Genomic DNA, 11,499 nt, shown 5'->3' on the forward strand with positions numbered 1-11,499 from the left:
TCTCCTTAGAGTGTGAGCTCACGTGCCTTCAGGTGCGTATGAAAACCTGCTGAAATCGGCGGTCTTGCCTTGCCCGGTGATGTCGAAGGCCAGCATACCAACAAAGGCGCCGGTAAAGGAGCCGTGCTCACCGCGCCCGCCTTCATCCGAGATCACGCTGGCATCGAGATCCGGTCCGAAGGGCGTCCAGTCGCGGCCTTGCTGGCGCCAGAAGAATTGCTGGCGAGCACCATCAACCTCAACGGCAAGCTCGACCGGTCCGCCGCCAAGCGCGACCGGGTCTGCCGGAAACGACATGCGTCCATCCGGCCAGTCGCCGGGGCAGGAAAGCAGCGTCAGGCAGCGGCCGAGCTGTTCCGTCCAGCTTACGGCCAGAAAATGGAACTTGTGCCGGTTGTAATAGGTCGTCAGTCCGGCGGCCTGCTGGTAGGTCGTTGGCGCAAAGTCGGTGAGCGTGGTTTCCACGCGGTAGCCGAGGTGCTCCTGGCGCCGGGCAACCAGCGACTGCTCGTACCAGCTGCCGATGCTTTCCCGCCCGACGAGGCGCAGGGCCGTTCCCGTCAGGGTGAACAGCCGCTCCGGATAAGGCGTGCGCAGCCATTGGAACTCCGGCGGCAGGATTTCGCCAGTGAAAACGCGCTCCACCCGTTGAGGGGGACGAGGTTCTGTCGCCGTCAGACCCGGCACCTCAACCTTCGGAACCATGCCGCCGTCTGCCAGGTAAAGCCAGCCGTCCTCCCGCCATTCGCATTTCTGGATCGCGGTCTCCCGTCCCAGAGGCGAGAACCGTCCGGGCAGGGGCCGGGAACACAGATGGGTGTGGTAGACGTCGCCATCCGGCGTTTCGACAATCTGGCCATGGCCTGCCCGTTGCAGCGGCGCGTCCGGATCGTCCTTGGCGGTGATGAGGTGGGTTTGCGGGTGAAGCTCGTACGGCCCGTCGATGGACCGTGACCGGGCCGTGGTAACGGCGTGCCCGTAGCCGGTGCCGCCTTCGGCGACCGTCAGGTAGTACCAGCCGCCGCGCTTGTGAAGATGTGGACCTTCCGTCAGACCGTGCGGGCTTCCGGAAAAGATCTTGCGGATCTCGCCTTTCAGGCCTTCCGTTTCCGACCATTCCTGCAGCAGGATGCCGTCGAAGGCCGGATGGCGCGGATGCCCGCCGACGGAATTTGAAATGTGGTTCCATTGCAGGACCAGGAACCATTTGCGGCCATCGTCGTCATGAAACAGCGACGGATCGAACCCGTGTGAGCTGACGTAGATCGGGTCGCTCCACGGCCCCTCGATGGAAGGGGCCGTGACGATGTAGTTATGTGCGTCCTTGAAATTCCCATCCAGCCGTTTGACGTCCGTATAGACCAGCCAGAACCGTCCGTCCGCGTAGGAAAGACACGGTGCCCAGATGCCGCCGCTGTCCGGATTGCCGCGCATGTCGAGCTGGCTTGCCCGGCTGAGGGGCCGGCAGGCCAGATCCCAGTTGACCAGGTCTTTCGACCGGTGAATCTGGACGCCCGGATACCATTCGAAGGTCGAGGTGGCGATGAAATAGTCATCGCCCGCACGGCAGATCGAGGGATCCGGGTTGAACCCCGGCAGGATGGGATTTCGGATCATTTCCGGCTGGGTCCTTTCCGTTCAGCCGAGGCCGCCCACAGGTTGATATCCGCCTCGCGGGTGGTTTCCTCGATCAGCTTCAGCTCCTCGTCGGAAAACTGGAGATTGGCGACAGCTCCGACGCAGTCCTTTACCTGGCTGCCCCGGCTCGCACCGATCAGGGCCGTTGTGACCCGTCCTTTGCGCAGTACCCAGGCAAGGGCCATCTGCGCCAGCGTCTGGCCGCGCTTTTCGGCAATGTCGTTGAGAGCCCGGATGGTGGCGAGGTTGTCTTCGCTCAGGAACTGGGTCTTCAGCGATTTGCCCTGGTTCGCCCGGCTGTCATCCGGAATACCCTTCAGATATTTGCTGGTCAGCATGCCCTGGGCCAGCGGCGAGAAGGCAATGGAACCGATGCCGAGGTCGTCGAGCGTATCCAGAAGGCCGTCCTCCTCGACCCAGCGGTTGATCATGGAATAGCTCGGCTGATGGATCAGGCACGGTGTGCCCAGCTCCTTCAGGATGGCTGCGGCTTCCCGTGTCCGTTTGGAATTATAGGACGAGATGCCGACATAAAGCGCCCGTCCGGACCGCACGATGTGGTCGAGGGCCATCATGGTCTCTTCCAGCGGTGTGTCCGGGTCGAAGCGGTGCGAATAGAAGATATCGACATAGTCGAGCCCCATCCGCTTCAAGGACTGGTCGCAGGACGCGATCAGGTATTTGCGGCTGCCCCACTCACCATAAGGCCCGGGCCACATCTCATAACCGGCCTTGGACGAAATGATCATCTCGTCCCGGTAAGGCGCAAAATCCGTCCGCAGCAGTTCACCGAAGGCGGTTTCCGCCGAACCCGGCTTGGGGCCGTAATTGTTGGCAAGATCGAAATGGGTGATGCCGAGATCGAAGGCGGTCCGGGCAATCTCCCGTTTCTTGTCGAGCGGCGTGTCGTCGCCGAAATTGTGCCAAAGGCCGAGCGAGATCACCGGCAGTTTCAGGCCGGATTTCCCGCATCGGCGGTATTCCATGGTGTCGTAGCGCGTTTCCGCTGCTGTCCAGGTCATAGGCTATCCCGTTATATTAAAAGGCCTTTTGCCGCCTGCGGGTCCAGGGCTTCCGGGCGCTCGCAGGTGGTTTTGATGTCAATGAAAGTCCTACTCTCGCCAGAAGCGAGAATCGACGTCATCACATCGACAACATGCAGAGCAAATTCCAAAGAGCAACGGTGCGGCCGATTTTCCAGTATGGCGAGGGCCATATCGGCCAGGCCTGCCGTGCGGTAATTGGCGTGGCCACGGTCGTTTGATTTGGAGAACGGATGGTTCCAGGCTTCCGACAGGGTCACGAAACTGCCCTTGTCCGTCATGCGCACTTCACCACCGAAGAAATTCGGATCCGGCACATGCAGCGTGCCGGAACGGCCGTAAAGCTCCATGTTGGAATGACCGTGCTGCCACACGTCCCAGCTGGCGCAATAGGTGATCTGGGCGCCGGACTGGAACTGCATCACCGCGTGGATGGTCGTCGGTGTTTCCACCTTGATCTTTTCACCGTTGCGCGGCTCGGAGGTGATGGTGCGATATTCAGATCCGGCGGAACTCATTGCGCAAACCCGCTTCACCGGTCCAAGTAGCTGCACCAGGTTGGAAACGTAGTAAGGCCCGAGATCGAGGATCGGGCCACCACCCGCCTGGAAGAAGAAGTCCGGGTTCGGGTGCCACATTTCCATGCCCGGGCTCTGCACGAAACAGGTGCCTGACGTCACCTTGCCGATGGCGTCACTATCGATCAGGTGCCGGGCAAGCTGGTGTGCTCCGCCCAGGAAGGTGTCGGGGGCCGACCCGACCCTGAGGCCTTTTTCCTTCGCAATCGCGGCAAGGGATTCGCCCTCTTCCAGGCTGAGCACGAACGGCTTTTCCGAATAGACATGCTTGCCGGCTTCCAGCACGCGTCTGGAGACTTCGTAGTGAACGGCCGGAACCGTCAGGTTGACGATGATGTCGATATCGCTTGCCGCCAGCAGGCCGTCGACGGTTTCGGCTCTCAGGCCGAATTCCTCGGCACGTGCTTTTGCGGCAGCTTCATTGATGTCGGCGCAGGCGCGCACCTCGATGCCCTTGAAGAGCGGAGAGAGGCGCATGTAGGCGGCCGAAATGTTTCCGCATCCGAGGATGCCGATGCCAAGTGTCTTGCTCATGGGGTTACCTCAGTAGGTGCGGAAGGCCGCAACGGAGCGGGTGGCGAAACGGTCGAAGTCGGAAGGCTTGTCGTGTTCCATGACGAAGAGATCGACCCCGACGCCGCGAAGCGTCGACATGATGCCCTTCCAGTCCATGGTGCCCTGGCCGACGTCGGCCCAGCCGTCCTCGTCGGCACATTCGCCCTCTGGCGCTATGTCCTTCACGTGGGCCGTGGTGATGCGGCTGGCGTATTTCTCGATCCAGTCGAGCGGGTCCTGATTGCCGCGCACGATCCAGGCAATATCGGCTTCCCATTCGATGGAAGGGGCGGCCTCCATCAGGATGTCCATCGGCAGGCGGCCATCGGCGCAGGCATTGAATTCGAAATCGTGGTTATGCCAACCGAACCGCAGGCCGGCATCGCGGATCTTTTGACCGATGGCTTCCAGCCGCTCGGCGATGGACTGCCACATGGCCGCATCCGGAATGCGTTGCTCGGGCGGCACGGCGGGAACGAAGATCCGCTCCATGCCAAGGGTCTGGGCAGTGCTGATCACCTTGGCGAGGTCGTCTTCGAACTGCTCCATCGGAAAGAAATGTCCCGACGGCATCTTGAGACCCTGGGCGTCGAGCATGTCGCGAAAGGCCGCTGGGTTCTCGTAGTTTCCGCCGAACCCCTCGACCTGGGTATAGCCGAGATCCGCAAGCCGCTTGAGAACGCCGTCCCATGGGGTGAATTCGCGGGCTGAATAGAGCTGGAAAGAAATATCCATCTTGATTGTCCTGAAGTGGTTAAGGACCGGCCTAGAGCCGGGATTCCGAGGTTTTGTCGAAAAGATTGGCGCGGGCGGGATCGAACCCGACCGTGATTGCGTCGCCGTGCCGGATGTTCGCCTGGCCGTCCATGCGCACCCACAGCGTCTGGTCGCCGGTGGTAAAGCGGACGAGCGTATCCGAACCGAGCGGTTCCACCAGTTCCACCTGCCCGTCCAACCGAACGAGCGCGGTGTCTGCTTCCGAGCCGCTGACCATGTGTTCCGGACGGATGCCGAACCAGGCTGCGCCTGCTGCAGGTGGGCCGTTCTGGAAGGTGTATCCGTCAAGCGAGAAGGTCTTTCCGCCTGATGTGAACCGGTAGTTTCCGCCGGCTTCTTCCAGCTCTCCTTCAAAGAAATTCATGGTCGGCGAACCGATGAACTCGGCCACATACTTGTTGGCCGGCCGGTTATAGATCTCGTTGGGCGAGGCCAGCTGCAGGATCTGGCCACCACGCATGATGGCAATCCGGTCGGCCAGCGTCATGGCCTCGATCTGGTCGTGGGTGACGTAGATCATGGTGTTGGACAGCTTCTGGTGCAGCTGCTTGATCTCGACCCGCAGGTCCGCCCGCAGCTTGGCATCCAGGTTCGACAGCGGTTCGTCGAACAGGAAAACGTCGGCATCGCGCACCAGAGCCCGGCCGATGGCGGCACGCTGGCGCTGACCACCGGAAAGGGCGGCCGGCTTGCGGTTGAGCAGCGGTTCGATCTGCAGGACCTTTGCAGCCCGGTTCACCCGCTCCTGGATTTCCGCCTTGGGCAGACCCGCGTTCTTCAGGCCGAAGCTCAGATTCCCGGCGACGGTCATTTGCGGGTAGAGCGCATAGGACTGGAACACCATGCCGATGCCGCGCTGGGAAGGCTCCTCCCAGGTCACGTTGCGCCCGCCGATGAAGATCTGCCCGCCGGTCACGTCCAGCAGCCCGGCAATGCAGTTCAAAAGGGTTGATTTTCCGCAGCCCGAAGAGCCGAGCAGCACGAGAAATTCACCCTGGCCGACATCGAGGTTGAGATCCTTCAGAACGTCCAGGCTTCCGAAACTCAGGGAAAGGTTATTGATGGAGATACTTGGTTCCATGGGTCGTCTCGTTAGCCTTTCACCGCACCGGCGGCGATGCCGCGCACGAAGAGTTTTCCGGAGATGAAGTAGATGGTGAGGGGAACGAGGCCGGTCAGAATGGTCGCGGCCATGTTGACGTTGTATTCCTTCACCCCTTGCGTGGAATTGACGATGTTGTTGAGCTGCACCGTCATCGGATAGAGGTCCGGCTTGGTGTAGATCACGCCGAACAGGAAGTCGTTCCAGATGCCGGTCACCTGCAGGATCATGGCGACAACGAAGATCGGCAGGCTCATCGGCACCATGATCTGGAAGTAGATCGCCCAGAACCCGGCCCCGTCCACGCGCGCCGCCTTGAACAGTTCCTGCGGCACGGAGGCGAAATAGTTGCGGAACAGCAGCGTCAGGATGGGCATGCCGAAGATTGTGTGCACAATCACCAGCCCGGTCAGGCTGCCGTAAAGGCCGATTTCCCGCAGCATGATCACGATCGGATAGATCATCACCTGGTAGGGAATGAAGGCCCCGACGATCAGGATCGTGAAGAAGGTTTCCGAGCCCTTGAAGCGCCAGTTGGCAAGCGCATATCCGTTTACCGAGGCAATCGCGATCGACAGGATCACGGACGGGATCAGGATTTTGACTGAATTGAAGAAGCCGCGTGACAGGCCATCGCAGTTGAGGCCGGTGCAGGCTTCCGCCCAGGCCTTCACCCAGGGCTGGAAGGTGATCTCCACGGGAGGTGAGAAGATGTTGCCAAGCCGGATCTCCGGCATGCCCTTCAGCGAGGTGACGATCATCACGTAGAGCGGCAGCAGGTAATAGAGGCAGACGACGATCAGCGTGCCGTAGATCAGGATGTTCCTGCGGGACAGCGCCTTGCGTGGCTTGCGGCCGGCGGGGCCTTCGACCATCCGGCTGCCGGATGGCGTGCCGTCGCCGTGGCGGAGTGCCCGGTCGGGGCCGGCTTCGGCCGGGCCGGCATCGTATTTCATTGAGCCATTGAGGAGGTGGGGCGTCTTGGTCATTTGCGCTTGCCTCCGAATTCGAGATAGGCCCAGGGCACAACGATGATGACGACCGTCAGCAGCATCATGGTGGAAGCGGCAAAGCCCTGGCCGAGGTTCTGCGACAGGAACATGGCGTCATAGACGTATTTGGCCGGAACTTCGGAGGAGATGCCGGGCCCCCCGCCGGTCTGGGCGACGACCAGGTCGTAGACCTTGATGATGCCGGAGGCGATCAGCACGATTGCGGTGATGAAGATGCCGCGCATCATCGGAATGACGATGAACAGATAGGTCTTCCACATCGGGATGCCGTCGATCTTGGCGGCCTTCCAGATGTCCTCGTCGATCCCCCGAAGACCCGCCAGCATCAGGCACATGATCAGCCCGGTTCCCTGCCAAAGGCCGGCGATGAGGATGCCATAGATGACGATCTCGGGATTGTAGAGCGGGTCGAAATTGAAACTCTCCCAGCCGAGGCTGCGCACCACGTGCTGGATGCCGAAGTCGGGATTGAGAATCCACTGCCAGGCAAGACCCGTGACGATGAAGCTGAGCGCGAAGGGATAGAGCAGGATTGTTCTGAACGTGTCCTCGAACCGGATCTTCTGGTCGAGCAGGGCCGCCAGCATGAAGCCGATCAGCAGCGAGAAAATCAGCGAGAAAGCTCCGTAGATGGCCAGGTTCTCGATGGAGATCAGCCACTTGCTGCTGCTCCACAGCCGGTCGTACTGGGCAAGACCGACGAATTTCTCACGCGGCAGAAGCTTGGAGTTGGTGAAGGAATAAAGAACCGTCCAGGCGGTTCCGCCGATGAAGACCACCACTGCGGTGATAATCATCGGAACCGCGGCCACCTTGGCGCTGATGTTCCGATGCCACCTTGCGGGGCGCGTAGCTGCGGCCATGCCGAAAACTTCCTTGTCGAGACGTCCAGGGTGATGTCGGGCGTTCCCTGCGCGGCGGAGCGCGCAGGGCTGGAGGACGCCGCCTGGCCGCTGTCCCGGTAAAGTTGGGACCGTGCGGCGCAGGCGGCGGGCCTTTTTCCGCTGTTAGTCGGCGTTGCCGACGATCGACGCGAACATCGACTGTGCGTCTTCAGCGGTCATGGACGGGTTGTTGAAGAACTCGACGAAGAGGTCGTTCACCTGAGTCAGGCTGTCGGCAGACATCAGCTGGTCCGGAGACTGGATGACATTGCCTTTGGCCAGGATGTCGAGGCCCTTCTTCATGCAGTCGTTTGCAGCCGCCAGATCGACGTCGCCACGCACTGGAAGCGAGCCTTTCTTCAGGTTGAAGGCAACCTGGGCTTCCGGGGAAAGCATGACCTTTGCCAGTTCGCCCTGGGCTTCGGTGATGGCCTGGTCGTCCACTTTCGGGAAGTAGAACGCATCGCCACCGGTCATGATGACCTCGTTGACGCCAAGGCCGGGCAGGCAGGTGTAGTCCTCGCCGGCAACCTGGTTGGCGACCTGGAACTCACCCTGCGCCCAGTCACCCATGATCTGGCCTGCGGCCTTGCCGGTGATGACCATGGTGGTGGCATCGTTCCAGCCCTGGACGTTGGAGTCCTTGGACATGTCGCGAGCAGTCGCGGCGGCCTGGAAGACCTTTGCCATTTCCTCACTGCCGGCAAGCTCTGCATCCTTCTCGCCGAAGATCTTCGTGTAGGCTTCAGGTCCGGCGAGCGCGGTGAGAAGCACCTGGAACGCCAGTGTCGTCTGCCAGGGCTGCTGCCCCATGGCCAGCGGCACGATGCCTGCCTCCTGAAGCTTGGGTGCTGCGGCAGCGTATTCGTCCCAGTTGGTCGGAACCGCCAGGCCGTTGTCCTCGAACACCTTGTTGTTCAGCCAGAGCCACTGCTGCGAATGAATGTTGACCGGAACGCAATAGATGCGGCCATCCAGCGTGCAGCTGTCGAGCAGGCTGGAGGGATGGATGACTTCTTTCCAGTTACCTTCCTCTGCAATGTCCGTGAGGTCGCGCATCAGGCCGGCTTCCACCAGTTCCTCTGCCTGGCGGCCATGGTTGAACTGTGTTGCGCCCATCGGATCGCCGCCGGTGATACGGCTGATCATGATCGGGCGGGCAGTGCCGCCGGAGCCAGCAATCGCACCGTCAACCCACTTGTTGCCGGTCGCGTCAAATGCCTTTGCGAATTCGGCAACCGCAGCCGCTTCACCGCCTGAAGTCCACCAGTGGGTAACTTCCAGGTCGGTCGCATTCGCGGCCGTTGCTGCACAAAGGGCGGTCGTTGCTGCAAAAACTGCACGTAGTGCTTTCATCATTTCCTCCCATCGAACGTGAATTGTCCGATTGTCCTCACCATGCGGCCTCCACCGCATTTTGTAATCGATTACATTTTATTGTATGCTATATGTAATCGATTACATTCATCATTCTCGGGAAACGGTCTTGTGTCAACCCGGAATGTCGGATCAGACAGTTTCGAGGACGAGCCCGCCGACATGGCGGCAGGCGCCCAGGCTCAAAAAAGAGAAATACCGGAGAAGGCCTTGGCCCAGAAAATAGCACGAATTCAAGATGTTGCCAAAGAGGCGGGCGTATCGACCGCAACAGTCAGCCGGGCGCTGAGCAATCCTGAACTTTTGACAGAGGCAACCCGCGACATCGTCTTCGCGGCGATCCGCTCTACCGGTTACCGGGTCAACCGTGCAGCGCGTAACCTGCGCACCCAGCAGGCCGGAGCCATCCTGGTTCTGGTACCAAACCTCGGCAATCCGTTCTTTTCCCAGATCCTGGCCGGGATAAGTGCATCCTTCGGCAACCGTGACTATTCGGTCCTGATCGCCGATACCAAGGACCATGCGACCAGTGGCAAACACGTGGTCGACTACTTTCTGGACGCCCAGATCGACGGCATGATCTGTCTGGACGGAGCGATCTCCCACCAGGAATTGCAGCTGTTCGAAGACAACGGCGTCTCCGGCAAGATCGTCTTTGCGTGTGAATGGGCGCACGACGTGGCGTTGCCTTCCGTGCGCAGCGACAACGTTCGCGGGGCGCAACTGGCCGTCCGGCATCTGTATGACCTTGGCCATCGCAAGATTGCCCATATCACAGGTCCGCAGGAAAATGTTCTGACGCATGCCCGGCGCGAAGGCATGCTGGCCGAACGTGCAAGGCTGGAGCTGCCTGCCCGTGAGGAATGGATCATTCGGGGTGACTTTTCCCTGGAATCCGGCCGGATGGCCGGTGAGAGGATCCTGGCGATGAATGATCGGCCAACGGCGGTTTTCTGTGCCTCTGACCAGGTTGCCTTCGGGCTGATTTCGACCCTGACCGCAAACGGTGTCCGCGTTCCGGAGGATATTTCCGTCGTCGGGTTCGATGATATCGAGCTGTCGGAGTTTTATGTCCCGGCACTTACAACCATTCGGCAGGATCGGCGCGCGCTTGGTGCCAGGGCTGTTTCCCTCCTGCTGGATTGTATTGACGTTGCGCACACCAAGCCAGACGTCGTGATGGAACCGGTAATGGTTGATGTAGAGCTGGTAGTGAGGGCCAGCGCCGTGCCGCCGGTTTGTTGAATGGCGGCCCTGTTGCCCATCGATTGTGGGGTCGAAAATCGAGCCCGCAAGGTTCAGGCAGGCATGCGGTTGTATTTCTACAGGCTTCGCGAATTCGATGTAGGCGTCGATCAGCAGTGAATCTAGCCTGCAGCATAAATCATGCAACTTAACGTCGGTGTGAAAAGAAAATCTAAGGTTGAATCGAATACATCTTTCTTGCTCGCAGTCAGGTCATGTGTACCGGTCAATTTATTGGCTGAACGAATTTGCTAAGTCGGTAAATTGTTCCTACTAGGCAAATATTGCCCGAAACTGATTTCAGTTTAATTTCGGCGTTATTTTATTTTTATTTCGAAGATTAAATTAGACTACATATTTATTGTAATTTATCGCGGTGGTTTAGCGTTTAGTTAACTTGAATATGTCACTCTAGATAGTACCGTCAATTTTTGGGTGATAAAAATGCGTAGTTTGGCTTTTGCCTTGGCATTGTCCCTTTGCACTTTTTTCTTACACACTGACGTGTCGTCGGCACAGGGCCCGCTAAAAGTCGTGGGTACTGGTGATGGCCTTGAAATGCTTCAGGGAATCGGTGCGGGCTTTGTCGAAAATCGTCCCGATATCAATCTTGAAATTCCACCGAGCATTGGCTCGGGCGGCGGTATCGCCGCCGTCAGCTCCGGCACGGAGCGCCTGGGCCGGGTCGCACGTCCCTTGAAGGACAGCGAGGTGGAATATGGCCTCGTTTACCTGCCGATTGCAAAAATCCCCAGCGCAATCTTCACGCATCCGTCCACTGGTATCGATGCTTTGACCAGTGAAGAACTGGTCAAGCTGTATTCCGGTGAAATAGTCAATTGGTCTGAATTGGGCGGTGCCGATCTGCGTGTTCGCCTCGTCCGCCGTGAAGATGCGGACAGCACTTTACAGGTTTTGAAATCGTCGATGCCGGGCTGGGCGGAAATGGAATTCTCGCCGCGCTCGAAAACGGCCCTTACCACCCAGGAAGCGATTTCCAGCGCGCGCGAAGTCGAAGGCGCGATTGCTTTCGGTCCTTATTCGAAGCCGCTTGAAGACGGACTGTCGGTGCTCAAGATCGACGGCCACCATCCAACCGAGCCGGGCTATCCGAGTTCCGTGACCCTCGCCTTGATCTACAAGGAAGGCACGCTGGACGAGGAGATGAAGGCCTTCATCGACTACGCCCAGTCGGGTCAGGCCCACACATTGATCAGCAACTACGGTGGCGTACCCGTCGGTAGATAACCCAATTGGTCCACATGATGCGTCACTCGTCCCTTCTCT

The 11,499-nt window shown here is 59.6% G+C and carries 10 protein-coding genes; 2 read left to right on the forward strand and 8 right to left on the reverse strand.

The window, feature by feature from the left end:
* Positions 1–18: 18 nt before the first annotated feature.
* From ACVDG9_RS00245 to ACVDG9_RS00280, 8 genes are all read right to left on the reverse strand, one after another.
* Positions 19–1,617, reverse strand: coding sequence for a glycoside hydrolase family 43 protein (locus tag ACVDG9_RS00245; protein WP_447237021.1), 1,599 nt, complete (start codon positions 1,615–1,617; stop codon positions 19–21).
* Positions 1,614–2,660, reverse strand: a complete 1,047-nt coding sequence (gene mgrA / locus ACVDG9_RS00250; RefSeq protein ID WP_447237022.1) for an L-glyceraldehyde 3-phosphate reductase — start codon at positions 2,658–2,660, stop codon at positions 1,614–1,616. The genes ACVDG9_RS00245 and mgrA overlap by 4 nt, the downstream gene beginning before the upstream one ends.
* Positions 2,661–2,671: 11 nt before the next feature.
* Positions 2,672–3,793, reverse strand: coding sequence for a Gfo/Idh/MocA family protein (locus tag ACVDG9_RS00255; RefSeq protein WP_447237023.1), 1,122 nt, complete (start codon positions 3,791–3,793; stop codon positions 2,672–2,674).
* A gap of 9 nt (positions 3,794–3,802) precedes the next feature.
* Positions 3,803–4,549, reverse strand: coding sequence for a sugar phosphate isomerase/epimerase family protein (locus ACVDG9_RS00260; protein ID WP_447237024.1), 747 nt, complete (start codon positions 4,547–4,549; stop codon positions 3,803–3,805).
* A gap of 31 nt (positions 4,550–4,580) precedes the next feature.
* Positions 4,581–5,672: an ABC transporter ATP-binding protein gene (locus ACVDG9_RS00265; RefSeq protein WP_447237025.1), complete on the reverse strand. Its 1,092-nt coding sequence runs from the start codon at positions 5,670–5,672 to the stop codon at positions 4,581–4,583.
* A gap of 11 nt (positions 5,673–5,683) precedes the next feature.
* Entirely contained in the window at positions 5,684–6,568 is an 885-nt protein-coding gene (locus tag ACVDG9_RS00270) for a carbohydrate ABC transporter permease (RefSeq protein WP_031268755.1), read from the reverse strand.
* A gap of 110 nt (positions 6,569–6,678) precedes the next feature.
* On the reverse strand, positions 6,679–7,569 hold the full coding sequence (locus ACVDG9_RS00275) for a carbohydrate ABC transporter permease (protein WP_055656892.1): 891 nt from the start codon (positions 7,567–7,569) through the stop codon (positions 6,679–6,681).
* Positions 7,570–7,713: 144 nt separating this feature from the next.
* On the reverse strand, positions 7,714–8,949 hold the full coding sequence (locus tag ACVDG9_RS00280) for an ABC transporter substrate-binding protein (protein WP_447237026.1): 1,236 nt from the start codon (positions 8,947–8,949) through the stop codon (positions 7,714–7,716).
* A gap of 228 nt (positions 8,950–9,177) precedes the next feature.
* On the opposite strand from ACVDG9_RS00280, the gene ACVDG9_RS00285 reads away from it, so the two are divergent.
* The gene (locus ACVDG9_RS00285) at positions 9,178–10,212 is read left to right on the forward strand and encodes a LacI family DNA-binding transcriptional regulator (RefSeq protein ID WP_055659226.1); all 1,035 of its coding nucleotides are present in this window, start codon (positions 9,178–9,180) and stop codon (positions 10,210–10,212) included.
* A 444-nt stretch (positions 10,213–10,656) separates the two neighbouring features.
* Positions 10,657–11,460 carry a PstS family phosphate ABC transporter substrate-binding protein gene (locus ACVDG9_RS00290; RefSeq protein WP_075283402.1) on the forward strand — a complete coding sequence of 268 codons (804 nt, stop codon included), beginning with the start codon at positions 10,657–10,659 and terminating at the stop codon, positions 11,458–11,460.
* Positions 11,461–11,499 lie beyond the last annotated feature (39 nt).

The sequence above is a fragment of the Roseibium sp. RP-7 genome, assembly GCF_053005225.1.

Coding starts and splice junctions, on each gene's coding strand:
- mgrA (WP_447237022.1), bottom strand. CDS start 2,660: ATGACCTGGACAGCAGCGGAAACGCGCTACGACACCATGGAATACCGC.
- ACVDG9_RS00265 (WP_447237025.1), bottom strand. CDS start 5,672: ATGGAACCAAGTATCTCCATCAATAACCTTTCCCTGAGTTTCGGAAGC.
- ACVDG9_RS00245 (WP_447237021.1), bottom strand. CDS start 1,617: ATGATCCGAAATCCCATCCTGCCGGGGTTCAACCCGGATCCCTCGATC.
- ACVDG9_RS00275 (WP_055656892.1), bottom strand. CDS start 7,569: ATGGCCGCAGCTACGCGCCCCGCAAGGTGGCATCGGAACATCAGCGCC.
- ACVDG9_RS00290 (WP_075283402.1), top strand. CDS start 10,657: ATGCGTAGTTTGGCTTTTGCCTTGGCATTGTCCCTTTGCACTTTTTTC.
- ACVDG9_RS00255 (WP_447237023.1), bottom strand. CDS start 3,793: ATGAGCAAGACACTTGGCATCGGCATCCTCGGATGCGGAAACATTTCG.
- ACVDG9_RS00280 (WP_447237026.1), bottom strand. CDS start 8,949: ATGATGAAAGCACTACGTGCAGTTTTTGCAGCAACGACCGCCCTTTGT.
- ACVDG9_RS00260 (WP_447237024.1), bottom strand. CDS start 4,549: ATGGATATTTCTTTCCAGCTCTATTCAGCCCGCGAATTCACCCCATGG.
- ACVDG9_RS00270 (WP_031268755.1), bottom strand. CDS start 6,568: ATGGTCGAAGGCCCCGCCGGCCGCAAGCCACGCAAGGCGCTGTCCCGC.